The sequence below is a fragment of the Rhodococcus sp. EPR-134 genome (genome assembly GCF_001647205.1).
Classification (GTDB): domain Bacteria; phylum Actinomycetota; class Actinomycetes; order Mycobacteriales; family Mycobacteriaceae; genus Rhodococcus_F; species Rhodococcus_F qingshengii.
In genome coordinates this window covers 1-23,967 of record NZ_LVCT01000280.1, presented here as the reverse complement: position 1 = coordinate 23,967, position 23,967 = coordinate 1, and the positions used below count along the sequence as shown (strand labels likewise).

At 63.0% G+C, this 23,967-nt stretch carries 21 protein-coding genes; 11 read left to right on the top strand and 10 right to left on the bottom strand.

The genetic code is table 11. The features are described from left to right. Positions 1 to 26: 26 nt before the first annotated feature. Complete coding sequence (gene hglS, locus A2J01_RS12655; protein WP_064112829.1) at positions 27 to 1,322, top strand: 2-oxoadipate dioxygenase/decarboxylase; 1,296 nt, start codon at positions 27 to 29, stop codon at positions 1,320 to 1,322. Then, the gene (amaB, locus tag A2J01_RS12650) at positions 1,309 to 2,814 is read left to right on the top strand and encodes an L-piperidine-6-carboxylate dehydrogenase (RefSeq protein WP_064112828.1); all 1,506 of its coding nucleotides are present in this window, start codon (positions 1,309 to 1,311) and stop codon (positions 2,812 to 2,814) included. The genes hglS and amaB overlap by 14 nt, the downstream gene beginning before the upstream one ends. Here the strand turns inward: amaB and A2J01_RS12645 are convergent. Genes A2J01_RS12645 through A2J01_RS12635 form a run of 3 tightly spaced genes read right to left on the bottom strand, consistent with a single transcriptional unit; the run spans position 2,765 to position 5,983 of the window. Beyond that, a complete protein-coding gene (locus A2J01_RS12645) occupies positions 2,765 to 3,550 on the bottom strand; it encodes an alpha/beta fold hydrolase (protein WP_064112827.1) in 786 nt (261 codons plus the stop codon). The genes amaB and A2J01_RS12645 overlap by 50 nt on opposite strands. Continuing rightward, positions 3,547 to 4,611, bottom strand: coding sequence for an isopenicillin N synthase family dioxygenase (locus A2J01_RS12640; protein WP_156519257.1), 1,065 nt, complete (start codon positions 4,609 to 4,611; stop codon positions 3,547 to 3,549). The genes A2J01_RS12645 and A2J01_RS12640 overlap by 4 nt, the downstream gene beginning before the upstream one ends. Then, positions 4,592 to 5,983 (bottom strand): uracil-xanthine permease family protein, encoded by a 1,392-nt coding sequence (locus A2J01_RS12635; protein WP_064112825.1) that lies wholly within the window; start codon positions 5,981 to 5,983, stop codon positions 4,592 to 4,594. The genes A2J01_RS12640 and A2J01_RS12635 overlap by 20 nt, the downstream gene beginning before the upstream one ends. Before the next feature lie 134 nt (positions 5,984 to 6,117). On the opposite strand from A2J01_RS12635, the gene A2J01_RS12630 reads away from it, so the two are divergent. The 3 genes from A2J01_RS12630 to A2J01_RS12620 are packed head-to-tail and all read left to right on the top strand — an operon-like array spanning position 6,118 to position 8,867. Further along, positions 6,118 to 6,681 (top strand): helix-turn-helix domain-containing protein, encoded by a 564-nt coding sequence (locus A2J01_RS12630; protein ID WP_007727247.1) that lies wholly within the window; start codon positions 6,118 to 6,120, stop codon positions 6,679 to 6,681. 55 nt (positions 6,682 to 6,736) lie between these two features. After that, entirely contained in the window at positions 6,737 to 7,741 is a 1,005-nt protein-coding gene (locus tag A2J01_RS12625; RefSeq protein WP_082900850.1) for an acyl-CoA dehydrogenase family protein, read from the top strand. A 34-nt stretch (positions 7,742 to 7,775) separates the two neighbouring features. Beyond that, a complete protein-coding gene (locus tag A2J01_RS12620) occupies positions 7,776 to 8,867 on the top strand; it encodes an N-formylglutamate amidohydrolase (protein WP_064112823.1) in 1,092 nt (363 codons plus the stop codon). Positions 8,868 to 8,904: 37 nt separating this feature from the next. On the opposite strand, the gene A2J01_RS12615 is transcribed toward A2J01_RS12620, so the two are convergent. After that, positions 8,905 to 10,236 carry an anaerobic C4-dicarboxylate transporter family protein gene (locus A2J01_RS12615; RefSeq protein ID WP_003940851.1) on the bottom strand — a complete coding sequence of 444 codons (1,332 nt, stop codon included), beginning with the start codon at positions 10,234 to 10,236 and terminating at the stop codon, positions 8,905 to 8,907. 106 nt (positions 10,237 to 10,342) lie between these two features. On the opposite strand from A2J01_RS12615, the gene A2J01_RS12610 reads away from it, so the two are divergent. Both A2J01_RS12610 and A2J01_RS12605 read left to right on the top strand, forming a co-directional pair. Further along, positions 10,343 to 14,890 (top strand): ATP-dependent helicase, encoded by a 4,548-nt coding sequence (locus A2J01_RS12610; protein ID WP_064112835.1) that lies wholly within the window; start codon positions 10,343 to 10,345, stop codon positions 14,888 to 14,890. Between the two features lie 63 nt (positions 14,891 to 14,953). Beyond that, positions 14,954 to 15,745, top strand: a complete 792-nt coding sequence (locus A2J01_RS12605; protein ID WP_064112834.1) for a DNA-formamidopyrimidine glycosylase family protein — start codon at positions 14,954 to 14,956, stop codon at positions 15,743 to 15,745. Here the strand turns inward: A2J01_RS12605 and A2J01_RS12600 are convergent. After that, positions 15,732 to 16,301 (bottom strand): TetR/AcrR family transcriptional regulator, encoded by a 570-nt coding sequence (locus tag A2J01_RS12600; protein WP_007727263.1) that lies wholly within the window; start codon positions 16,299 to 16,301, stop codon positions 15,732 to 15,734. The genes A2J01_RS12605 and A2J01_RS12600 overlap by 14 nt on opposite strands. Positions 16,302 to 16,388: 87 nt before the next feature. On the opposite strand from A2J01_RS12600, the gene A2J01_RS12595 reads away from it, so the two are divergent. The 3 genes from A2J01_RS12595 (at position 16,389) to A2J01_RS12585 (ending at position 18,871) form a co-directional block, all read left to right on the top strand. Then, positions 16,389 to 17,330 (top strand): oxygenase MpaB family protein, encoded by a 942-nt coding sequence (locus A2J01_RS12595; protein WP_042449607.1) that lies wholly within the window; start codon positions 16,389 to 16,391, stop codon positions 17,328 to 17,330. A 17-nt stretch (positions 17,331 to 17,347) separates the two neighbouring features. After that, positions 17,348 to 17,884: a hypothetical protein gene (locus tag A2J01_RS12590; protein ID WP_003940745.1), complete on the top strand. Its 537-nt coding sequence runs from the start codon at positions 17,348 to 17,350 to the stop codon at positions 17,882 to 17,884. A gap of 102 nt (positions 17,885 to 17,986) precedes the next feature. Continuing rightward, positions 17,987 to 18,871 carry an aldo/keto reductase gene (locus A2J01_RS12585; RefSeq protein ID WP_064112833.1) on the top strand — a complete coding sequence of 295 codons (885 nt, stop codon included), beginning with the start codon at positions 17,987 to 17,989 and terminating at the stop codon, positions 18,869 to 18,871. Between the two features lie 36 nt (positions 18,872 to 18,907). Here the strand turns inward: A2J01_RS12585 and A2J01_RS12580 are convergent, their stop codons facing one another. Continuing rightward, positions 18,908 to 19,651: a 3-hydroxybutyrate dehydrogenase gene (locus tag A2J01_RS12580; RefSeq protein WP_064112822.1), complete on the bottom strand. Its 744-nt coding sequence runs from the start codon at positions 19,649 to 19,651 to the stop codon at positions 18,908 to 18,910. Next, positions 19,648 to 21,024: an MFS transporter gene (locus tag A2J01_RS12575; RefSeq protein WP_064112821.1), complete on the bottom strand. Its 1,377-nt coding sequence runs from the start codon at positions 21,022 to 21,024 to the stop codon at positions 19,648 to 19,650. Before A2J01_RS12575 ends, A2J01_RS12580 begins: the two co-directional genes overlap by 4 nt. Positions 21,025 to 21,177: 153 nt before the next feature. On the opposite strand from A2J01_RS12575, the gene A2J01_RS12570 reads away from it, so the two are divergent. Further along, complete coding sequence (locus A2J01_RS12570) at positions 21,178 to 22,125, top strand: LysR family transcriptional regulator (RefSeq protein WP_050654883.1); 948 nt, start codon at positions 21,178 to 21,180, stop codon at positions 22,123 to 22,125. Here A2J01_RS12570 and A2J01_RS12565 read toward each other — a convergent pair. From A2J01_RS12565 to A2J01_RS12555, 3 genes are all read right to left on the bottom strand, one after another. After that, positions 22,094 to 22,810, bottom strand: a complete 717-nt coding sequence (locus tag A2J01_RS12565) for a GAF and ANTAR domain-containing protein (RefSeq protein ID WP_030535052.1) — start codon at positions 22,808 to 22,810, stop codon at positions 22,094 to 22,096. The genes A2J01_RS12570 and A2J01_RS12565 overlap by 32 nt on opposite strands. 50 nt (positions 22,811 to 22,860) lie before the next feature. Then, the gene (locus A2J01_RS12560; protein ID WP_228232568.1) at positions 22,861 to 23,328 is read right to left on the bottom strand and encodes a hypothetical protein; all 468 of its coding nucleotides are present in this window, start codon (positions 23,326 to 23,328) and stop codon (positions 22,861 to 22,863) included. 174 nt (positions 23,329 to 23,502) lie between these two features. Then, positions 23,503 to 23,967 (bottom strand): glycerol-3-phosphate dehydrogenase C-terminal domain-containing protein (locus tag A2J01_RS12555; protein ID WP_331715316.1); only part of this gene is annotated, 465 nt, incomplete at its 5' end.

Here is a 23,967-nt window from a genome sequence, read left to right as displayed (position 1 = left end):
GCAGGCTAACGCAATCGGACATTCGTATGGTTGAAACCTGGGAGCTACGTGCACGGTTCGCAGCGGCCCTCGCCAAGATGTATGGCGACGAGGTCCCCGCTTACAACACCTTGGTAGATGTAACGATGCAGGTGAACCGTGATTTTGCCGCCGAACATCCGGATTCTGCGGAGCGCCTGGGCAGCCTGGCGAGAGTCAGCACCGAGCGTCACGGCGCCATCAGACTGGGGACTCTCGACGAACTACGTGACGTAGCCACCGTCTTCGGCGGATTCGGTATGTTTCCGGTCGGCTATTACGACCTCCGGCTCACCGACTCCCCCATTCCCGTTGTCTCGACGGCATTTCGCCCCACCGATCCCGCCGAACTCGCCCGGAACCCGTTCCGCGTTTTCACCTCGGTGCTGACCAGTTCCGATTCCAGGTTCTTCGACACCGACCTCGAGCGTCGGATCACCAGGTTCCTGCGTCGCCGGACCCTGTTCTCTCCCGAACTTCTGCAGTGGGCACGGCAATCGAGTCGCGAGGGCGGCCTGACGGAGCCCGAGGCGACACAGTTCGTCGATGCAGCGACCTCGGCGTTTCGGCTCGGCACCGATCCCATCGACGCGGGCTGGTACCGCGAACTCGCCGCAATCTCGCCTGTCGCTGCAGACATTGCGGGGCAGGGCTCGACCCACGTCAATCACCTCACCCCGCGAGTGCTCGACATCGACGAGTTGTACCGCCGCATGACCGAGCGCGGTATCACCATGATCGACCGCATCCAAGGCCCGCCGAGATGGAGCGGACCACCACTACTTCTGCGGCAGACGTCGTTTCGTGCATTGGCCGAAGACAGACTCTTCCGTCAGCACGACGGATCGGTCACCACTGAGCCCGTCCGCGTCAGATTCGGCGAGGTGGAGGCACGCGGAATCGCGTTGACCCGCAGCGGGCGAGCGATCTACGACCGACTGATCGCCACGCCCGAGGACGCCGATTGGGACAGCGAATTTCCGCACTCCGAAAGCGAACTCGATGCCGCGGGGTTGGCGTACTTCACGTACCGAAACGAAGGAACTGTTGTCGTCCTCGACCCGATCGTCTACGAGGACTTCCTACCTGCCTCCGCGGCCGGGATCTTCGCATCCAATCTCGATTCCGTGACCGGATTCGTTTCCGATGCGCCCGGCGCCGAATACGGGCAGGATCGATTGGAGGGCGCCATCGACCGCACCATCGAAGATCCGTTCGAGCTGTACCGCGCACAACAAGAGGCGTCACGTGCCGTGCTGCCTCCCGCCCACAACAACAGAGGACTCCCCAGTGAACCTGCCTGATTCTTCGAGCCTCGCCGATCGCGCCGAAAGCGCCCTTGCCGCGTGCGGTGTCGAGTGGCCCGCCGGCGACCTGAGCGCACGAACCCCCATCACCGGTACGCAACTGCGTACCGTTCGGCAGCACTCCGGCCGAGAGGTCGACGACGCCGTCGACGCGGCGCATCGCGCGTTCCTCACCTGGCGCACCGTCCCCGCTCCGGCGCGCGGCGCGGTCGTGCGCCGGCTGGGCAGCCTACTGACCGAGCACAAGGATGACCTCGCGGAAATCGTGACGTTGGAGGCCGGGAAGGTCACCTCGGAGGCTCTCGGCGAGGTACAGGAGATGATCGACATCTGCGAGTTCGCCGTCGGTCTCTCCCGGCAGCTCTACGGACGCACCATGCCGTCCGAGCGTCCCGGACACCGGTTGACGGAAACGTGGCACCCTCTCGGCGTTGTCGGAGTCATCTCCGCGTTCAACTTTCCCGTCGCGGTGTGGTCGTGGAATACCGCCATTGCTCTCGTGTGCGGCGACGCCGTCGTCTGGAAGCCTTCGGAAACCACTCCGTTGACCGCGCTGGCATGTGACGCGCTCCTGCGACGTGCGCTCGCGGATTGTCAAGCACCGATCGACGTTCACCAGTTGGTCGTCGGCGGACGTGACGTCGGTGAGGCTCTCGTGGACAACCCACTCGTGGCCTTGGTCAGCGCCACCGGTTCCGTGAGGATGGGCCGCGCCGTGGCTCCGCGGGTCGCCGAGCGCTTCGGACGAAGTCTCCTGGAGCTGGGTGGAAACAACGCCGCAGTCGTCACGCCGTCGGCGGATCTCGAGCTTGCCGTGCGCGGAATTGTCTTCTCCGCCGCTGGAACTGCCGGGCAGCGCTGCACCTCACTGCGCCGGCTCATCGTTCACGAGTCGATCGCCGACAACGTCGTCGACCGCGTTGCGTCCGCGTACGCGCAACTCCAGGTCGGTAGCCCCTTCGATTCCGGTGTTCTGGTCGGGCCGCTGATCAACGAGGCTGCATTCGAAGCGATGCAGAAGTCCCTCTCGGCCGCGCGCGCCGACGGCGGCACCGTGGTGTGCGGCGGCGACCGCGTCGGCGATTCCGGGTTCTACGTGACGCCCGCTCTCGTTCGTATGCCCGCACAGACCGAGGTGGTGCGGGCGGAGACTTTTGCACCCATCCTCTACGTCTTGACATACACCGACTTCGACGACGCCATTGCGCTGCACAACGGCGTGCCTCAAGGACTTTCGTCCTCGATCTTCACACTCGATCAGCGAGAAGCAGAGCGCTTCCTCGCCGCCGACGGCTCCGATTGCGGCATCGCGAACGTGAACATCGGAACGTCCGGTGCGGAGATCGGCGGCGCATTCGGCGGGGAGAAGGAGACTGGCGGCGGACGCGAATCGGGTTCGGATTCGTGGAAGGCATACATGCGCCGAGCCACCAATACCGTCAATTACTCGGACCAGCTTCCGCTGGCTCAAGGGGTCGAGTTCGGCTGAACACCTGCCGGGCGAAATCGGTGATCGCGTCGATCAACTCCGGGAGCGCCGACAACTGCGGTGCATGGTCGGTGCCCAGGCTGACCACCTGGGCACCGGGGACAAGTCTCTGCATGGCGCGTTGAGCCTCGATCGGCACGGTTCGATCCAGCGTGCATTCGACATACAACCTCGGCACGGTTCCGAATCGCTCTCCCGTCCAGACCGGTGCCATCAGGCGGGCTGACTCCAGTTGTGGAACGAGCATGCGCGCGGCGAAGATCGCATCAGCCACCGGCGCTTCGTGGAAGAACACAGCGGCACCGGCTTCGGGCGGAACAGCCGTCGCATCCCCGTCGTCGGTGGGGACCAACCAACGTGAGATCCCGACCGGACTTTCCAGACCGAGTTCGATGCAGAGCATCCCGAAGTCCGTCTGCGATGGAAGCATCATCCCTGCGACGTACACAAGACCCGTTACCCGCGAAGGCAGCAACTCAGCCACCTGTGAGGCCACGATGCCACCGCCGGAGTGACCGACGAGGGCGCACTGTCCGTCCAAGGACTCGACAACTGCCACAACATGTTCGGCAACGACATCGAGATCGATCACGTCGTCTGGGTTCCAACTTCCCGAGCCGGGAAGCTCCACCACAACGGGATTGAAGCCGGCCGATTTCAGTGGGCCACACACACGATCCCAGACCCACCCGCCGGCCCACGCTCCGTGGATCAGGACGATGTTCCGTGCACTCACTGCTTGACCTCGAGCTCTGCAGCCGAAAGTACCCGAGCCGCCTCACGACCTGCGGCGGCGTTGGACTTCCCCTGCCTCGACCCGGCCAATTTGGCCTTGATGTGATCGCGAACGGTAATGGGTTCGTACTCCAAGCCGGAGTCGTCCTGAAAACTCGGCAAGGTCGCAATCACCGCGTCGACGTTTCCGTCATGGAAGAAGGCCGCCGATCGCCGGCGCTTGATGGTGCCGTTCACCACCGGAGGCGCAACTCGGTGCAGCGTGGACATCCACCTGTCGTTGGTCAGTCGCGCGGTGAGATCCCCGAGGTTGACCAGTAGCGCGCCGTCGTGCGGCCAGACATCGTGCCAGCGTCGGTCGGTCCCGAGCACTTGCAAACCTTCGACCTGATCCGCCCACAGCACGGTGACCAGCCCGAAATCGGTATGTTCACCCATCCCCTTCAACTCACCGTCCAACGTCACCGTCCCTTCGGGTAACGCGTAGTTGTTCATCCGCAGTACGTCGATGGAGTGGTCGGTGATCGACTCGAAGAATCCTGGGGTCAGCCCGAGCGCATCTTCGAAAATGGCGGTCAGTGTGCGTGCCACCCGCTCGCCATGGGCGTAGTAATTCTCCACCCGCTCCGTGAAACCGGACACTGCGGGCCACAGGTTGATTCCGTAATCGTCCTCCGACAGTTCGAGTTCGGTGAATGATCGGGCTTCGGTTCCGACGTTGAAGGCCTCGAAAAAGTCGTTCATTCTGGTCGCGGATTCGACGCCGAGGCTCAGGCTCAGCGACTCGCTCTTGGGTGGGCTGTACCCACGATTCGCGCCCTCGATTCGGTAGCCCGACTTCGTCTCCATCGGCAGCCCGAAGAAGTCGTCCATCGCTTCGGCGAGGCCGGAAGAAACAGCGGCCGGAACACCGTGGCCCCGAATCTGCATGAAACCTACAGTCCGACAAGCATGGTCGACTTCGGCCGCCACTCGCGCCTTGTCCTGGTCGGCACCACCGAGCACGTAAGGCGATATGTCGACTACGGGCACTTCGAAGGGATCAGACTGGGACTGTGGCACTGGCGTCTCCTGCAGAGCTGGTGGCGGGTTCAGATTTTGCAGTGGCATGGAGGCTCTCTCGCGATCGCCTCGCGAGTTCACCGAGTCGGGTGTGATTGAACAGCAGATTGAGCGAAAAGGCCGAGGCCGCAGCCAAGGTGATGCCGCTACCGAGGAGGATCTGAGCCGAGGAGGGGAATCGCTCGAACATCCCCTCCGCAAATTCCGGAAGAATACCGATCCCCACCGATACAGCGGCGATCGTGGTGTTGATCGGGTCACTGAGATCGACCTTGCGCAGCGTGTTGATTCCGACCACGGCGACAGTGGAGAACAAGATGATTCCGACACCGCCGACCACCGGATCAGGCAGGGCTGCAACCACTTCACCCATTCGCGGGATGAGGCCGAGGACGATCAGAATGGCACCGCTGGTAGCGGTCACGTACCGGCTGTACACCCGGGTCGTGGCAACGGCGCCGACATTCTGCGAGAAAACGGTGTCGACAAAGGCATTGAAGATTCCGCCCAGAACTCCCGACATCCCGTCGGCCACCAGCCCTCGTGCGAGATCTGCTTTCTTCAAAGGCTTTCCGGTGATCTCGCTGACCGCCAGCATGCTCGCCGTCGATTCTGCGAAGACGACTGCCATGACGATACTCATCGCCACCACGGCGGTGACGGGAAACTCCGGAGCGCCGAAGTGGAACGGCATCGGGAAGCCCACCCAGGCCGAGCCGCCGACGCCACTCCGATCGATCAGGCCCATCGGGATGGCGATCACGGTGCCGATCACAAGCGCCATCAGTACACCGAGCTGCGTCCACATCCCGCGGCCGAGGCAGATGAAGGCCACCGCGACCACAACGACTGCGGCAGCCAGCGCCAGATTCTTCGGGTCGGCGAACGACGGGGAGGTGGGGTCGTTTCCGACGATCAGTCCTCCTGCGACACCGATCAACGAGATGCCGATGACTGTGAGGACGACGCCGGTAACCAGGGGTGGGAAGTATCGGACGATCTTGGCGAACGGCACGGCCAAGGCAATGCCGACTACGCCACCGACCAGCATGGACCCGTACACCGCCTGCAGGCCGTACTCCTTGGCGATCAGAATCATCGGCGTCAGCCCGGCGAAGGTCGCCCCGCAGACGATCGGCAGCCGGACACCGGCGACCTTCCCGACGCCCAGGCTCTGAATGATCGTGATGATGCCTGCAACGAGCAAGTCCGCGCTGATCAGCATCGCGACTGTGCTGCGGTCCAGCCCTACGGCGGCACCGAAAACCAGCGGAACCGTGATGCAGCCGGTGTACATGATGAGGACGTGCTGAAGAGCAAAAGCAGACTGGCGGGCAAATGGGAGCCGCTGGTCGACAGGATGGATGGCCATGCGCCGATCTCCGTCCGAAGCTGGAAGTGTTTCGTGTACGGGACTATTCAGCACGTCGATAATTTCTTACCGTGGTCGAATTTGTTTCGTCTGTGTAATCAAAACTTTCACCAGAGCACTGCTATCTTCGGCACATGGACGACGACCAGAAGGCGATAGCGACCGCAATCGGGGCTGCCGTGCGGACGGCGCGAAAAGAAGCCGGACTGACGTTGCGCGAGGTTGCCGTGAAGTCGGGCTTGTCCCAGCCTTTCCTGAGCCAGACCGAAAACGGCCACGCAGTACCCAGTGTCATGAACCTTCATCGCCTCGCGCAATCGCTCGGCACCACGGCGCACGCACTCTTGGCACAGGGTGAGCGAACTCCGTCCAGCCTCGTCCGCGCCGGCGAGGGGCGAACCTTCGAACTGGCACACGATTCGGTGATTCGATTCTGCTCCACCGGCTCACGGACCATGGAACCCAACGAGATCACGGCAGCACCTCATTCCGAGGCAGGTGAGCACACCGAGCACGCCGGCGAAGAGTTCATTCATGTTCTCGAAGGATCTGTCGAGGTCGAGGTGGGACTGGACGAGCATCACGTTCTTCACGTAGGCGACACCCTCCTCTACACCTCGACCATCCCGCACCGGTGGTTCAATCGCACCGATGCGGTCGCGAGGTTCCTCATCGTGAGTTCGCCGCCCTCGTTCTAGATGCGCGGCTGTAGTTCCACACCACAACCCCCGGCTCACGGCTTACCCTGACAGCGTGACAATGTGGCCGGAACTTGCGCGCGAAATCGCCGATACCGTTCTGTTTCCCGTCGCCGACAGCGTCGACGCCGACGGAGAAATCCCCAGCAGCCATTTCGACGCGCTCGCCGCCGACGGCTTCTACGGCATCGCTGCCCTCGGTGAGGGTGGCCCCAGCAGCGAAGAACTGGTCGAGGTCCTCGAAACCTTGTGCGGCGGTTGCCTCGCGACGACGTTCACCTGGATGCAGCATCACGGCGTCGTCGGAGCCCTGGCGGCGAGTCCCAATGCACCTCTGCGCGAACAATACTGGGACGGTCTGGTTTCCGGCACGATTCGCGGTGGGGTTGCCTATGCCGGCGCCATCCCCCGCCCACCGCTCCTGTGGGCGAAGCGGGTGAACGACGGCTACGTCCTCGACGGGATCGCACCCTTCGTCACCGGTTGGGGCATCGTCGATGTTCTCTTGGTGTCGGCGCGCGACGAGTTCGACAATTCCATCGTTCATTCCGTCGTACCGGTGGGCGAGGCTCCGGGTCTGACGATCGAGGAACTTCCACTGATCGCGGCGCGCGGAAGCAACACCGTCCGAATCGTGTTCGACGCTTTCGAAATTCCCGATACCGACGTCTGTGCTGTCGTCAGCGACGAACAATTCCAGAGCACCCAGCTCCCCGGCTTGTGGCTCAACGGCGCGATGGCCATGGGCATCACCCGCCGTGCTGTCACCGAACTCACGGATCTGGGAGTCGACACCGACGCGTTCGAGGAACAAGCCACCCGGGCGCGCGCCGATCTCGATGCAGCACTGCGCGACGGCGGCGACATGTCGGCCGCCCGCGCCCGAGCGTCGGAACTTGCGATACGCGCGTCGGCCGCACTCGTGACTGCGACCGGAAGCCGCGCTCTGGTCGGCAGCAACACACCCGAGCGGCTCATGCGTGAAGCCACCTTCACTCTTGTCGCGGCTGGTCGCCCGGAGATCAAAACGGCTCTCGTGGAACGACTCACCGGATACTGAGTACGCAAGGTTGTACTCGATTACGCTGGGATTCATGACCAGTGGAGAACCAGTACTCATCCCGGCCGGAACCGTGTTCACGGCGGAGGACCTGACGTTCTATGCCGATCGTGACTCCCGCAGTCTCGACGACGCCATCGCCGACGCCGACCTTCTTGTCAGTTGCCCACACTCGGGTTCCGCGATTCCAGCAGAACTCTCACGCTTTCTCGCACCCGAGTTCACACAGCGGCTGCAGTTCGACTTCACCGACATGTCCACCAGTCCCATCGTGCGCCGTTGGGCCGAAATCGATTCGCGCATCGTGTACGTCGAGAATCCGCACCCTCGCATGATTCGCGATCCCAACCGTGCGAAGCCCGAAAACCTGGAAGCGTCACTGCGCGAGGCCTTCGCCCGCGTCCACGAGGCCGGTGCCGGCAACAAAGCGGACCTCACCGGCGTCGACGCAGTTCGCCCTGTCACCTTCTCGTTCTACCCCCTGCTGCTCGAGCCTACCGACGACGCTGGTTGGAAGGACCTCGCCGAGACCTTCACCGAGACAGCTGAACACGGTTTGGGCGTCTACGAGAGAACTCGCGACGCACTGATCGAAGCCATGGTGGCGAAGAGCTTCGAACTCGGTCGATCGTTCACGACCTTGTCGTTCCACGACACGATGAACCACACCACCCGGCGGGACGGCGCCGTCAATGTCGAACGGCCGGAAGCAGATCGACTCCCCGACGTCGTCGCACTCTCCAATCGTGGCGATCACGACGGCAATCGACGCGGCGACAATCCCGTGACGATGGATCCGGAGCTCATTCGCACACTTGCGGTCTCACATCGCAAGGGATTTCAGGTCGACGATCCGGATGCGGTCGCTCTCAATCAGCCGTACCTCGGCAGTTTCGAAATCATCCGAGCCGGAGCCAGATTCGCCGAATTGAGCGCCCGCGCTGCCGAAGCCGGGATCACGTTGAGTGCGGTCCAGGCCGAATTCAAGCGAGAATTCCTGCTGGGAGACGAACTGGCCGCCTACATCATGGAACCCGGCGTCGACTGGCCGACACCCGATGCCGAGCGGGTGGACCAACTCGCCCACGCGTGCAAGGCGAGCTGGGACCACTACCGCAACAGCTGACTCAGCGCTGTCACTCAGGCTGACTCAGCCACAATACTCAACCGAGCACCACTCCGAACAACGCGCCGGCCGCAATCGTCGTGACGGCCAAGATGATGGTCGGCAGGAAGAACGAGTGGTCGACGAGCTTGGAACCGAGCTTCGTGCTGCCCGAGAGGTCGAAGTTCGCAGCCGCGATCTGCGAACCGTTTGTCGGCAACAGATAGACGCCGGCAAACGCTCCGGCCCACATTCCGCTCACCAGACCGGGTGCAATCCCGGCAGCGAGACCGATCGGCACGATGGTCCTCGTAGCGGTCGACTGACTGGTCGTCAGTACACAGACCAGGAAGACACCGAGCGCGAAGATCCACGGCGCGGCGTTGACCCAGTCGCCGACGGTGCTCGTGATCAGCTCGGAATGGGCGCTGATGAACGTGTCCGTCAGCCATGCCAGACCGAACAGCGCGATGGCCGAGACCATACCGGCACGGAACACCGTCGACGACGGCACGTCGGCGACATTCGGGCGGCACACCAGCAGGATCAACGTACCCACGACGAACATCAGCATTTCGATGATCGGTGTCATCCCCATCGGAGTACCGTCGGCAGCTTCGGGACGAATCCCCTTGAACAGGCCGAAGATCACGATAGCCAGGACGCCGGCCAGGAAGATCAGTGCCGCGTTTCGTCCGGTCTTCGTCGAGACGAGTTCGGTCTTGGAAGCTGCACCAGGTCCGGCCAATTCGCCCGACTTCATCTTTGCCTGTATCTCCGGGTCGTCGTCGAGATCTTTGCCGAGTCGGTTGACCGCGATTGAGGAAAGGACGATGCCGACAACAGCAGCCGGGAAGGTGATCTTGATGATGTCGATGAGTTCGAAATCGTAGGGCGGCACGTCGGTCAGCGTGACCATTGCCGCCATTGCCGCGGACACCGGACTACACGCGAGCGCCACACCGGTCGAGACAACTGACAGCGACAGCGGTCGTGACGGCCGCACACCGTTCTTGTACGAGACGTCGTAGATGACGGGGAGCAGCGGGTAGAGGATGTTGGACGTGCCGGCACCGACCGAGAACAGGAATGACACCAACGGCGCGATCAGCGTGATCTGTTTCGGGCGAGATTCGATCAACTTGGCCGCGATGGTGACCATCCAATCGATACCACCGGCCGCCTGCATCATCGACGACGCGAGGACGACGGACAGGACGATGAGGAGAGCGTCGACCGGCGGACTGCCGACGTCCTCTCCGAAGACGAACACGAGGACGGCAACACCTGCGCCGCCCCACAGACCGAGAGCGACACCGCTCGATCTGGTCCCCATGACAATCGCCCCGAGCACTACCGCCAGCTCGAGGACAATCTTGACTGCTTCCATCAGGCACTCGCCTTCTCGATAACAAGAGAATCGCTATAACAGGGCAAATAGTATGCTCTGCACTTCGGCTGCAGGCACGAACACGCTGTCGGTGGGAAGGGGCAATATGGTGGTCGTGACCAACGTCCTCGGTAGGTTCTCGCCCGCCACACGCGAGTGGTTCGGCGGGGCTTTCAGCGCGCCGACTGCTGCGCAGCTCGGTGCCTGGGAATCCATCGCGAGTGGCTCTCACACACTTGTCGTCGCACCCACCGGCTCCGGCAAGACATTGTCGGCGTTCCTGTGGGCGCTCGATCAACTCGCCGCCAAGGACGAAGGCGAACGCGCCACCAAAGTCCTCTACATTTCGCCACTCAAAGCGCTGGGTGTGGACGTCGAGCGGAACCTTCGCGCGCCGCTGGTCGGCATCACGCAGACGGCGAAACGTCTGGGCCTCACCCCGCCCGAGATCACCGTCGGTGTCCGTTCCGGTGATACGTCCCAGGCCGATCGGCGCTCGTTGATCAAACGACCCCCGGACATCCTGATCACCACGCCTGAGTCGTTGTTCCTGATGCTCACCTCCGCTGCCCGGGAAACACTGGTCGGTGTCGACACCGTGATCGTCGACGAGGTTCACGCGGTGGCGGGCACCAAGCGCGGCTCTCACCTCGCGCTCTCACTGGAACGCCTGGACGGCTTGCTCGAGCGTCCGGCGCAACGCATCGGATTGTCGGCCACTGTCCGTCCGCACGAGGAGATCGGGCGGTTCCTCGCCGGTTCGGCACCCATCCGGATCGTGGCACCGCCTGCCGCCAAGACCTTCGACCTCACGGTCCGTGTTCCCGTCGAGGACATGACCGAACTGGGGATCGCGACGCCGGACGACGGTTCCGAATCTCCCACCCCGCAAGCCGGTTCGATCTGGCCCCACGTCGAGGAACAGATCGTCGACCTCGTTCTCGGCCACCGATCGTCCATCGTGTTCGCCAACTCTCGCCGCCTCGCCGAACGATTGACAGCCAGGCTCAACGAGATTCATGCAGAACGCATCGGTCTGGCCGTCGAGAAAACATCTCGCCCGCCCGCGCAGATCGGGGCTCCCACCGAGGTCAACTACGGCGCAGAACCCCTCCTTGCTCGCGCCCACCACGGATCGGTCAGCAAAGACCAGCGAGCCCTCATCGAAGACGACCTCAAATCGGGTCGATTGCGATGCGTCGTCGCCACCAGCAGTCTCGAACTCGGAATCGACATGGGCGCCGTCGACTTGGTCATCCAGGTGGAGGCACCGCCTTCTGTTGCCAGCGGCCTGCAACGTGTCGGTCGCGCCGGCCACCAGGTCGGCGAGATATCGCGAGGCGTCGTCTTCCCCAAGCATCGCACCGACCTGATTCATTGCGCGGTGACCGTCGAGCGCATGGTCGAAGGCAAGATCGAAGCGATGGCCGTTCCGGCCAATCCCCTCGACATCCTCGCTCAGCAAACTGTTGCGGCCACCGCTCTCGAACCGATCGACGTCGACGACTGGTTCGAGACGGTGCGCCGAAGCGGTTCCTTTGCAACGCTTCCCCGTTCGGCGTACGAATCGACTCTGGACTTGCTGGCGGGGCGGTACCCCTCGGACGAGTTCGCCGAATTACGTCCTCGCCTTGTCTGGGATCGTGAGTCCAACACGCTCACGGGCCGCCCGGGTTCGCAGCGTTTGGCCGTCACTTCCGGCGGCGCAATCCCCGACCGCGGCCTCTTCACCGTCTACATGGTTGGCGAGAAAGCGTCCCGCGTCGGCGAACTCGACGAGGAAATGGTCTACGAATCCCGGGTCGGCGACGTCTTTGCGCTCGGCGCCACCAGTTGGCGGATCGAGGAGATCACCTTCGATCGGGTTCTGGTCAGCCCCGCCTACGGCATGCCGGGTCGTTTGCCCTTCTGGCACGGCGACGGACTCGGTCGCCCCGCCGAACTCGGACAGGCGTTGGGGCAGTTCGTCCGCGAAACGGCTCTCGGCAACGAAGCCGACGTCGTCGAGCGTTGCCGCGTGGGCGGGCTCGATCACAACGCGACTACCAACCTGATCCAACTCGTCGGTGAGCAGAAGAATGCCACCGGGCAGGTGCCGTCGGATCGAACCCTGGTGGTCGAACGCTTCCGCGACGAACTCGGTGACTGGCGTCTGGTGCTGCATTCCCCGTACGGCCAACGGGTTCACGCACCGTGGGCCCTCGCCATCGGGGCGCGCCTGCAGGAACGATACGGCGTCGATTCCAGCCCGACGGCCTCCGACGACGGCATCATCATCCGACTCCCCGACACCGAGAACGAACCTCCCGGCGCCGAACTGTTCACCTTCGACGTCGAGGACATCGAAGATCTGGTCACCCAAGAGGTGGGCGGCTCCGCGCTCTTCGCTTCCCGATTTCGCGAATGTGCCGCCCGCGCACTGCTTCTCCCCCGCCGCAATCCCGGAAAACGTGCACCACTGTGGCAGCAGCGTCAGCGGTCGGCGCAACTGCTGGACGTCGCCCGCAAGTTCCCGACCTTCCCGATCCTGCTCGAGACCGTACGCGAGTGCTTGCAGGACGTTTACGACCTGCCTGCACTGAAGGAATTGTTCGGCAAGATCGAGAAAAGGCAGATTCGAATCGTCGAGGTGGAGACGGCCTCTCCGTCTCCGTTCGCCAGTGCGCTCCTGTTCAACTACGTGGGTGCGTTCATGTACGAGGGCGACAGCCCCCTCGCCGAGCGACGCGCCGCCGCTTTGTCCTTGGACTCCACGCTGTTGGCCGAACTCCTCGGCCGCGTCGAACTACGCGAGCTCCTCGACGCCGGAGTGATCGAGCAGGCCGAACGTGAACTGCAACGGCTCGTCCCTGACCGAAAGGCCAAGGACCTCGAGGGTGTTGCCGACCTCCTCCGCATGCTCGGCCCGCTGACCACCGAAGAAGTCACCGAACGCTGTCTCGAGGACCCGGTCTCATGGCTCGAGAAGTTGGTTACGGACAAACGCGCCCTCCACGTCCCGTATGCGGGCGAGAGCTGGTGGACCGTCGTCGAAGATGCAGCGCGGCTTCGCGATGGACTCGGCGTTCCCCTACCCATCGGCGTTCCGGCCGCGTTCATCGAGCCGGTCGATCAACCACTCGACGACCTCCTGAGCCGGTACGCCCGCACCCACGGTCCCTTCACTCTCGCCGACGCGGCTGCACGCTTCGGTCTCGGAGTATCAGTCGCGCGTGACGTTCTCGGTCGGCTCGCGCTCGAAAAGCGGGTGCTGGAAGGTGAATTCCGCCCGTCTGCAACCGGGAGCGAATGGTGCGACGCCGAGGTCCTGCGTCGCTTGCGGCGTCGCTCGCTCGCCGCGGCACGGCAGGAGGTCGAGCCGGTCAGCACCGCGACGCTCGGGCGATTCCTTCCCAGTTGGCAGCACGTGGGCGGCACGCTGCGAGGAATCGACGGTGTTGCAACGGTGGTCGATCAACTTGCCGGCGTTCCGATTCCGGCGTCCGCTCTCGAATCGTTGATCCTGCCGAGCCGAGTTGCCGACTACTCTCCCGCGATGTTGGACGAACTCACGTCGACGGGTGAAGTCCTGTGGTCCGGATCGGGAGCTATCTCGGGCAAAGACGGGTGGGTAGTGCTGCACCCCGCCGACCTGGCACCGATCACGCTCAATTCACCCGCCGACACCGACGTCTCGGAACTGCAGAAGCGCATCCTCGACCTGCTGTCCGGCGGCGGTGCCTACTTCTTCCGCCAGTTGGTCGACGCGTTGCGAACTACGGAGTCGGCTGCGGACACGGTCGACAGTGCGGTGACGACGGCGCTGTGGGAGTTGGTGTGGCTCGGACACATCGGTAACGACACCGTTGCACCGCTGCGCGCACTTCTCTCCGACACCACCAGAACAACAACCAGTCACCGATCACCTCGCCGTGTTCCGCGGGCCCGTCCGTACCGCGGAATGGCCCGCGCTTCCACGCCCGCGCGCACGGGACCGGCAACTGCCTCCGGTCGGTGGTTCCAGCTGCCAGGTATCGAACCTGACCCCACTATCCGGGCGCACGCCACGGCTGATCTGCTGCTCGAACGATACGGCGTCGTCACCCGCGGTTCGGTGATGAGCGAGAACGTGCCGGGCGGTTTCGCGTTGATCTACAAGGTACTGAGCACGTTCGAGGACAACGGGCGCGCTCGACGCGGATACTTCGTGGACACCCTGGGCGGCGCTCAATTCTCCACGCCTCCCGTGGTGGACCGCTTGCGGACGTTCGGTGATTCCATCGAGGGGCGCCACACCTCCTCGGCTGCAGTCACTCTCGCGGCGTGCGACCCGGCAAACCCGTACGGCGCGGCGCTGCCGTGGCCGGCGTCGGGGGGCGAAGAGTCACCAGGACACCGACCCGGACGAAAAGCCGGCGCACTGGTAGTTCTGGTGGAGGGTGAGTTGGTTCTGTTCGTCGAGCGCGGCGGTCGCACGATCCTGACATTCACCGACGACGGCGGAACGTTGCGCCTGGCAGCACTGTCACTTGCTCAGAAGGTGACTTCTCGCGCCATCGACAAGTTGGTAGTGGAGAAGGTCGACGGAGAGACCATCCACGGCAACGATTTTGCTCCGGTCCTGGTCGAAGCCGGCTTCGCGGCCACCCCTCGCGGATTCCGGTTGCGGTCATGAGGATTGGGGTCATGATGATTGAGATCGTGGAAGTTGAGATCCTGAAGTGTGGGTGCGGCGACCATGCCTGAGGGCGATACCGTGTGGCGGGCCGCCAATGAACTGCGCGCTGCCCTGGCCGAGAAGGTACTCACCACCTGCGACGTCCGCGTTCCTCGTTACGCCACGGTTGATCTCTCGGGCCACCGCGTGGATTCCGTCGCCAGCCGCGGAAAACATCTCCTGATCCGAGTGGGCGAAGCGTCCATTCACACGCATCTGAAGATGGAAGGTCAGTGGCAGATTTATCGCCCCGGCGAGCGCTGGCGCCGACCCGCCCATCAAGCGCGCATCATCTTGGCCACCGAAGACTCTGTAGCAGTTGGCTTTTCACTGGGAATCACCAAGATCCTCGAACTCGGGCAGGAACAGGAGGCCGTCGGACATCTCGGACCGGATCTGCTCGGGACCGATTGGGACAGTTCCGTGGCCGCCCGAAATCTACGGGCCGCCGACTCCGTACCGATCGGAATCGCGCTCCTGGATCAGCGGGTGATGGCCGGACTGGGCAACGTGTACCGAAACGAGATCTGCTTCCTACGAGGTATTCACCCGAAAACGCCGACACATCTCGCGGGGAATCTCGACGCGATAGTGGATCTGTCTTTTCGCACCATCAACGTCAACAAGTCACGTCGCATCCGGGTCACCACCGGCGACACCCGCCCCGGTAGGCAGACATGGGTGTACGGCAGACGCGGAAAACCATGCCGCCGTTGCGGAACTCGCATCAGAGAAGACACCCTCGGACCGGATCAGCTCACCGAGCGAAATATCTTCTTCTGCCCGGCCTGCCAGCCCTTCACGCCTGGTTAGCGTTGATCAGCAGCCTGACGCAGTGGCGGACAAATCGATCACGGTCCACGACGATCGTGCCGTCCAGATAACCGATGAACAGTGTGAACAACGCCCCGACCAGTCCGACTGCCACCAGTTGCTTGTCCACGGGATCAGCGATCTCGGACAACTGGTCGTACACCAGGTCGACGAACGCCGGCATCGATTCGATACCGCGGCCGCTCAGGACGGGTTCCGAGAGCGGGGCGATCAGGAGCACTCTCCCCATCGCCGGATCGTCGACCATGAGCTTGACGAAAGCGTCGACCGCAGCGGTGGCGACGGCCTCGGATGTCGTCTCCGACTCCACTGCCGACGCAAGCGCCGACTGCGCGCGCTCGGCGACAAACGTGTGGACCGCGACAACGTACTGATCGCGATCGGTGAAGCTTTCGTAGAAGTACCGCTCGGTCAGACCGGCAGCCTTGCAGACCGCACGCACGTTGACGGCCGGACCGTCGACCGCACCGAGCAGTGTCACTCCGACGTCGAACAACGTCGCCTTTCGAGTGGCCCTGCGTTCTTCGATGCTCACAACTTCCCCACTTCGCCGACACTTGATCTTCAATGCACCCGGCATTCGATCCTTGACTACCGCTGTTGTCGATCCTAATCTGACAACATGCGTAGTCAACTTGACGACAGCAGCACCCCGGTTCCCCTCGGTCCGGATTCCCTGACGTGGAAGTATTTCGGCGACTGGCGCGGGATGCTGCAAGGCGTCTGGGCCGGTTCGATGCAGAACATGCACCCCGGCCTCGGCGCCGGAGTCGAGGAGCATTCGCAATTCTTCGACGAGCGGTGGGAACGGCTGTACCGCTCGCTGTATCCCATTGCAGGCGTGGTCTTCGACGGCGATCGCGCGCAGCAGACAGCCGAAGAAGTCCGCGGCTATCACACACGAATCAAGGGCGTCGACAAGTTGGGGCGTCGGTATCACGCACTCGATCCCGATACTTTCTACTGGGCGCACGCAACGTTCTTCATGGGCACCATCGTCACTGCCGAGAACTTCTCCGGTGGCTTGACCGAGGCCCAGAAACGTCAGCTCTTCACCGAGCACATTCAGTGGTACCGCCTGTACGGGATGAGCATGCGCCCTGTTCCCGAGACCTGGGAAGCATTTCAGGAGTACTGGGACCACATGTGCCGCAACGTACTCGAAGACAACAAGGCGACCCGCGACGTCCTCGACCTGTCGGGACTCGGCAAGCCCCCGTACATGACGTGGCTACCCGATCCGTTGTGGCGGCTCGCCCGAATCCCCCTCGCCCGCGGATTCGTGTGGCTGACGGTCGGAATGTACGACCAACCGGTTCGAGACCTACTCGGCTACTCGTGGACCAGTCGCGATCAGAAAATTCACAACGCTGTCGGCCGCACCGTCAACGCCGTCTTCCGTCTGGTGCCGTGGCGATACCGGTATCAGCCACGTGCTCGCGCGGGATGGGATCGAGCTGACGGCCGAATCCCCGCCGATGCACCACTGGTCCACACACCGGCGCGCAACCTGCCCCCGCTCGAGCAGCGAGATAACCCGATGCACTACAGCCCCAGGGTCTGATCTGCCATGCTCTGAACATGGAGTGGGACCTGCGAACCCTGCTGAACCGTCCGATCACATCTCACGGTGCGCCGCTGGGACAAGAACGTGTGGCGGCGAGGACCACCGCGTACATCTACGGCAACATTCTTGTCCTCGCCGCACTCATACCGGTGACGAAATCTCAGGAATCGCTCGGCGCCGCGATTGTGGTCGGCACGGCATTGTCGACATACATCGCCCACACATTTGCCGAGGGCGTCGGCGAGAGCATTCGCAACGATCGCCGACTGACGACCGCGGAGAGAATCGACTCGCTTCGCGATTCCGTCCCGATCCTCACCTCTGCGGTTGTTCCTGTCGTCATTCTCGCGACGGCGTGGTTCAACTTCCTGGAACCACGGACGGCGCAGTTGATCGCGGAAATCGTCTTGATCCTGCGGATCGGTTCCACCAGTTACGTGATCAGCCGACTGCACGGCGAGAAAGTCAGTACGAACACACATCTGGCAGCCTTCGGCCTCGCTGCCGTCGCCACCCTCATAGTCGGGTTGAAGATAGTGCTCACTCATTGACGAGTCCCCCGATCGCGAATCCCCAGGCCTGAAGGGGTACTGCCGTTACCCGGCTGAGCAGTCACTCCCGCCGAACCCGCGGCCGCCGCTACCGTGGACGACATGAGCATCCCGAGCCTGAAACTGAACAACGGCGTCGACATCCCCGCGCTTGGCTTCGGCGTGTACCAGACGCCGCCGGACGAAACGGTCGCCGCCGTCGAGTCCGCGCTGTCGACGGGTTATCGCCATATCGACACTGCGGCGGCCTACGGCAACGAGAAGGGCGTCGGTGAGGCGATCCGGCGATCCGGACTCGATCGCGCGGACATCTTCGTCGAGTCGAAGGTCTGGATCACCGACTACGGATACGACGAGACTCTGCATGCCTTCGACAAGAGCGCAGGCAAACTCGGTGTCGAACAACTCGACCTCCTGATCCTCCACCAGGCGTTGCCGAGCGAGTTCGAGCGCACGATCGACGCGTACAGGGCATTGGAAACGCTTCTGGACGACGGCAAGGTCCGCGCCATCGGAGTCAGTAACTTCATGCCGGATCACCTCACCCGACTCCTGGACGCAACGTCCGTGGTGCCGGCGGTCAACCAGATCGAGGTTCATCCGTACTTCAGGCAGTCGACTTTGCTCGAGGCCGACGCCGATCGCGGGATTCTGTCTCAGGCATGGTCACCGATCGGCGGAATCACGTTCTACCGCGACGGCTCCCACGGCTCGACCCTCGAGGACGCCACCATCGGCGCCATCGCGACCGCTCACGGCAAGTCGCCTGCACAGGTGATGCTGCGCTGGCACCTCCAGCAGGGCCGCCAGGTGATCCCCAAGTCGGTGACTCCCTCGCGGATCGCGGAGAACTTCGACGTGTTCGACTTCGAACTCACCGCCGAAGAACTCTCCGCAATCGACGCACTCGACACCGGAGTTCGCGGCGGTCCCGAACCCGAGGTCATCACCCGCGAGAAGTTCGGAATCGAGATTCCCGAAGCCTGAACCCGGCAGCTTGAACAACACAGCAGCCCCAGTGATCTAGCTGGCGCTCCACCCGCCGTCGATGGTGTACGAAGCCCCCGTCACCATCGACGCCTCGGTCGATGCCAGCCACCCCACCAGCGATGCCACTTCCGCGGGCTCGACCATCCGTTTGATCGCGCTCTCAGTGAGCATCACCTTCTCGACAACCTCGGATTCACTGATTCCGTGAACCTTTGCCTGGTCGGAGATCTGGGATCGCACGAGTGGTGTCAGGACGTAGCCCGGATTGACACAGTTACTGGTGACACCGTGTGGGGCACCCTCGAGCGCAACAACTTTCGACAGCCCTTCGAGTCCGTGCTTTGCCGTGACGTACGCACTCTTGAATGCCGAAGCGCGGAGCCCGTGGACCGAGGAAATGTTGACGATGCGCCCGAATCCTTTGCGGTACATGTACGGCAGGGCCGCTCTGACCAGGAGGAACGGCGCTTCGACCATGAGGCGTTGAATCTTCCGGAAGTCCTCGACGTCCAAATCCTCGATGGGACTGACCCGTTGAATGCCGGCGTTGTTGACAAGTACGTCCGTCTCGAGTGCCAGATCCACGAGTTGGTCGGTGTCGAGGAGATCGACGGCCCACGCAGTGCCGTCGATCTCGTCGGCCAGCGCCTTCGCGGCGACGTCGTCGAGATCAGCGACGGTGACGTGGGCGCCGCGGGCGGCAAGGAGTCGAGCACACGCCTCGCCGATACCGCTGGCACCACCGGTGACCAGTGCCGTTTTGCCGGAGAGCGTCATGCGGAAACACCGGCCCGCTCGTCGGCGAGCACTCGTGCGTCGGCGGCATCGACGGACTCGAGCGAGATTCCCTTGGTCTCCCGCGCGAAAACGACTGCGACGATGGTGACCAGGGATGCCAACAGGAGATAGATCGCGATGGGGACCGAGGAGTCGAACTTGCTCAGCAGTCCGGTCGCGATGATCGGAGCCAGTGAACCTGCCACGATCGACGTGACCTGATATCCCAGGGAGACACCGGAATAGCGCATCCGGGTCGGGAACATCTCGGCCATGATCGCGGGTTGGCCGGCGTACATGAACGCGTGGAACACAAGCCCGATGATGATTGCCGACAAGATGACTGCATTGTGCCCGCTGTTCATCATCGGAAAGGCGAAGAATCCCCATGTTCCGGCGGTGACGGCGCCGATCATGTACACCGGGCGTCGACCGATCGTGTCGGACAGTTTGCCCACCAACGGAATCACTGCGAAGTGCACGGCATGTGCCATCAGCATCCACCAGAGGATGTGCGCCGTGTCCGCATGAACGACGACCTTGAGGTAGGTGATCGAGAAGGTCACCACGAGGTAGTACATGACGTTTTCGGCGAAACGCAGGCCCATCGCGGTCAACACTCCGCGCGGGTAACGCTTGACCACCTCGAAAACGCTGTACGAGGTTGCCTTGACCAGTTCTGCTTCCTTCTGCGCCGCAACGAAAATGGGAGCGTCGGTGACCTTGGTCCGAACGTAGTACCCGACCAGAACGATCACCGCGGAGAGCCAGAAGGCAACGCGCCAGCCCCAACTCATGAAGGATTCGTCCGAGAGCGTCGACGTCAGGATCAACAGCACGACAGTGGCCACTAGGTTGCCCATCGGCACGCCGGCCTGAGGCCACGACGACCAGAACCCGCGAGATCGATTCGGGCTGTGCTCGGCGACAAGGAGTACCGCCCCACCCCATTCGCCGCCGACAGCAAATCCTTGGATGAAGCGCAGCGTGACCAGCAGTGCCGGCGCCCAGTAGCCGATCTGACCGTAGGTCGGTAGGCAGCCCATCAGGAAGGTCGCGGCACCGACCAGCAGCAAACTGAACTGCAACAACTGCTTCCGGCCGAACTTGTCTCCGAAATATCCGAAGACGATTCCGCCGAGTGGCCGGGCGGCGAATCCGACGGCGTAGGTGATGAAAGCCGCGATGATCGCATCCAGCTCGTTGCCGCCGCCAGGAAAGAAGACTTTGCTGAAGACCAGCGTGGCCGCCGTGCCGTACAGAAAGAACTCGTACCACTCGACCACGGTGCCCGCCATCGAGGCGCCGACCACCTTCTTCAGCCCCGATGGTGGGGCTTGGCTCTCGGGTTTCGGCATGTTGTCGACGCTCATCGTGGACTCCCTCGTCTTCAGTTCGCGATTCGCCTGCTCTTCACGATCAGGAATGTGACCGCTCGCACATTTTTTGTGACTCGATGAGTATCGGTGCAGATTCTTGGCACGACAATGACAAATCTCGCACCATACAGGTGCAAAAATGCAGATATGACACTCGGACTGAGCCCGGACGACCTACTGGTGCTTCTCGCGGTCGGTCGCACCGGCCGCTTCAACACCGCCGCCGACGACCTGGGCCTCAACCACACCACCATTTCGCGCCGCATCGCCTCGCTCGAGAAGAGCCTCGGCGGCCGTGTACTGGTCCGCTCGTCCGGCGGCTGGGAGTTGACCGACCTGGGCAGACAAGCCCTCAGCGCGGCCGAGCGCATCGAGGCCGCGGTGAACGAACTGGCACTCGACTCCACCGGTCAGCAGCAACTCGACGGCGTCGTGCGGGTCTCGGCCACCGACGGCTTCAGCGCATACATCGCGGCCCCCGCCGGCGCAGCGGTTCGCAGACGCCATCCTCGCGTGAGCGTGGAGATAGTCGTCGCGACCAGAAAGGCGTCGCAGATACGCTCGGGGCTCGACATCGAGGTTGTTGTCGGCAAACCTCAAGTTCACCGCGCCGAGGCCGTCCATCTCGCCGACTACGCGCTGGGTTTGTACGCCTCCCGAGAGTATCTACGTCAGAATGCAGTTCCCGAAAGTGCCGAAGATCTGGCCGAACACTCGCTCGTGTATTTCATCGACTCGATGCTGCAGGTCGACGAACTCGATCTGGCCCGCAAGCTCACGGTTTCCATGCGCGAGGCCGTCACGTCCACCAACGTGTTCGTCCACATCGAGGCAACGCGCGCGGGTGCCGGCATCGGCCTGCTCCCCTGCTTCATGGCTGAGCAACACGACGATCTGATTCGCGTGCTGCCCGCTCACATCGAAGTCAGACTTTCGTACTGGTTGGTGGCTCGTTCTGAATCCTTGCGCCGCCCGGAAGTCGCAGCGGTGGTGACGGCACTTCGAGAGACGGTGGATCGCAAGCGATCTCAACTCCTCGGCTCTCCCGGGGCGAACGAAGCCCTCAGTCCAGAGTCGAACGATGCTGGACGATGACCTTGCGCGCCAACTCGGCGATCTTGACGTTCATGTTCTGCGAGGTTCGCACCAGAATGTCGAAGGCCTCGTCGTCGGACACCCGATGCAATGCCATCAGCAGACCGACGGCCTGACCGATTTCGCGACTGCTCGCCAGACCTCGCCGCAGCGAGTCGGCATCCTCTCCTCGGTTCAGCGCGGTGACGGCCACGGATGCAAACGATGCCAACATGATCGCGTGGTCGGCAACAGTTTCCGTGAATGCTCCCGGAGTGTCGGAGAAGAGGTTGAGGGCACCGAACTTCTGACGATCGACCATCAGTCGGAACCCCATCGAGCCACGAATGGGTGTCTCTGCCACTACTTTCCGAGCGAACTCGGGCCACTGATTCGGAGTGCGAAGATCTGACTCGAGCTGCGGCGCCTCCGTGTCGAGGGCGTCGATGCACGGCCCCTCGCCAGTCGCACGTTCGAGATCGTCTGCATACTCGGCGATCTCGTCGCTTGCCGCTACCGTGACGTTGGTGTTTCCCCGTCGCAGCATCAGGCTTGCGTGATCGCAACCGGGAATCAACTCGACAGCCGCCGAACAGATCGCGGAGTACACCTCGGCGCTGTCTGCGGCGGAGTAGAGGATCTCCGCCAACGCCGCGAACACTGCCGTGGGTTCTGTCAGTGCTTGGTCGCGCTCAGCCATCTCCATACACCTCGGGGTCTACCGTTCATCGAATTCTTCACCGAACGGTACAAACCTTACTTACTCGAGCGGATGGGGTCGCCGCCGCTCGCCGATTCCCGCCCGTCCGTCCCCTGAAAAGCTTCCGTGGCCGCGCGGTGATGCAGAGCCGTCACGGTGGTGATCTGCTTGGACACCAGGTCGTTGAGCTCGCGGTACTGCTCCTCCGTCTCCCCGGCCGGAATGTCTCTCAGGACCTCCCACATCGCACTCTTGCCGCACAGAGCGGTCCGCATGATCTCGAGAGTTGCCAGCTTCACGAGACGGTTGCGCCAGATGGCGTCGACATGGACGAGGCGCCTGATCCGATTGACCGTCGCGTCGATCTTGGAGTACCGCGGCAGAGATATGCCCTGGGTGTCCTCGATCAGTTGCAGCAGCTGCTCGATCTCGTACTCGAGCTCACCCGGCAACGAGTCCAGCTCACCGTCGGCCCACGCGCCGTACGAGTCCGAGAGTGACCGCGAGAGTTGCAGCCCTACCATCGCTCCGCACAGGTGAGTGACCAGATAAGCAGTGGCTATGTGTTCCTCAGCAGATCTCGACCGACTACCGAACATTGGGATCCTCCTGGGCGACGCTCGACCGGTCTGTGCTGACACGGGTGGTGATTCGACATCCGCCTACCCGCGACAGACCGAGAACAAACGACGGGCGACTCAGACCCGATCCGGCACCACGACGACGGGTTCGAGGATCTCGGCCCGAGACTCCGGCGCTGCGGCGCGCAAGGCGTCGGCCGACTCGTCGTCCGGCTGGGTCTGCGACTCGATCTCCGCTTCGACGCGCGCTCGGTACGTGTCGACCTCGCGCTCGACGGTGGCGGGATCCCAACCGAGAATCGGAGCAACCAATCCGGCAACCTGTTGCGCACAGTTGACACCACGATGCGGGTACTCGATTGCGATGCGCATGCGGCGAGCCAGGATGTCGTCGAGGTGCAATGCACCCTCGGCCGCGGCGGCGTACACAGCCTCGACCTGAAGGTAATCGGGGGCATCTGTGATGGGCTGCAACAACTCCGGCGTCTGTCGGCCGAGTTCGAGGACCTCCGTGATGAGTGAACCGTAGCGGTCGAGCAAGTGCTTGACGCGATACGGATGCAAGCCGTACTGCTCGCCCAG

What these genes read in the sequence shown, in the direction of transcription:
- A2J01_RS12580 (WP_064112822.1), bottom strand. Translation starts at nt 19,651, where the DNA reads ATGACGCTCTCCGGCAAAACGGCACTGGTCACCGGTGGTGCCAGCGGT.
- hglS (WP_064112829.1), top strand. Translation starts at nt 27, where the DNA reads ATGGTTGAAACCTGGGAGCTACGTGCACGGTTCGCAGCGGCCCTCGCC.
- A2J01_RS12610 (WP_064112835.1), top strand. Translation starts at nt 10,343, where the DNA reads ATGGTGGTCGTGACCAACGTCCTCGGTAGGTTCTCGCCCGCCACACGC.
- A2J01_RS12595 (WP_042449607.1), top strand. Translation starts at nt 16,389, where the DNA reads ATGCGTAGTCAACTTGACGACAGCAGCACCCCGGTTCCCCTCGGTCCG.
- A2J01_RS12585 (WP_064112833.1), top strand. Translation starts at nt 17,987, where the DNA reads ATGAGCATCCCGAGCCTGAAACTGAACAACGGCGTCGACATCCCCGCG.
- A2J01_RS12635 (WP_064112825.1), bottom strand. Translation starts at nt 5,983, where the DNA reads ATGGCCATCCATCCTGTCGACCAGCGGCTCCCATTTGCCCGCCAGTCT.
- A2J01_RS12570 (WP_050654883.1), top strand. Translation starts at nt 21,178, where the DNA reads ATGACACTCGGACTGAGCCCGGACGACCTACTGGTGCTTCTCGCGGTC.
- A2J01_RS12630 (WP_007727247.1), top strand. Translation starts at nt 6,118, where the DNA reads ATGGACGACGACCAGAAGGCGATAGCGACCGCAATCGGGGCTGCCGTG.
- A2J01_RS12560 (WP_228232568.1), bottom strand. Translation starts at nt 23,328, where the DNA reads ATGGTAGGGCTGCAACTCTCGCGGTCACTCTCGGACTCGTACGGCGCG.
- A2J01_RS12605 (WP_064112834.1), top strand. Translation starts at nt 14,954, where the DNA reads ATGCCTGAGGGCGATACCGTGTGGCGGGCCGCCAATGAACTGCGCGCT.
- A2J01_RS12565 (WP_030535052.1), bottom strand. Translation starts at nt 22,810, where the DNA reads ATGGAGATGGCTGAGCGCGACCAAGCACTGACAGAACCCACGGCAGTG.
- A2J01_RS12590 (WP_003940745.1), top strand. Translation starts at nt 17,348, where the DNA reads ATGGAGTGGGACCTGCGAACCCTGCTGAACCGTCCGATCACATCTCAC.
- A2J01_RS12575 (WP_064112821.1), bottom strand. Translation starts at nt 21,024, where the DNA reads ATGAGCGTCGACAACATGCCGAAACCCGAGAGCCAAGCCCCACCATCG.
- A2J01_RS12620 (WP_064112823.1), top strand. Translation starts at nt 7,776, where the DNA reads ATGACCAGTGGAGAACCAGTACTCATCCCGGCCGGAACCGTGTTCACG.
- A2J01_RS12615 (WP_003940851.1), bottom strand. Translation starts at nt 10,236, where the DNA reads ATGGAAGCAGTCAAGATTGTCCTCGAGCTGGCGGTAGTGCTCGGGGCG.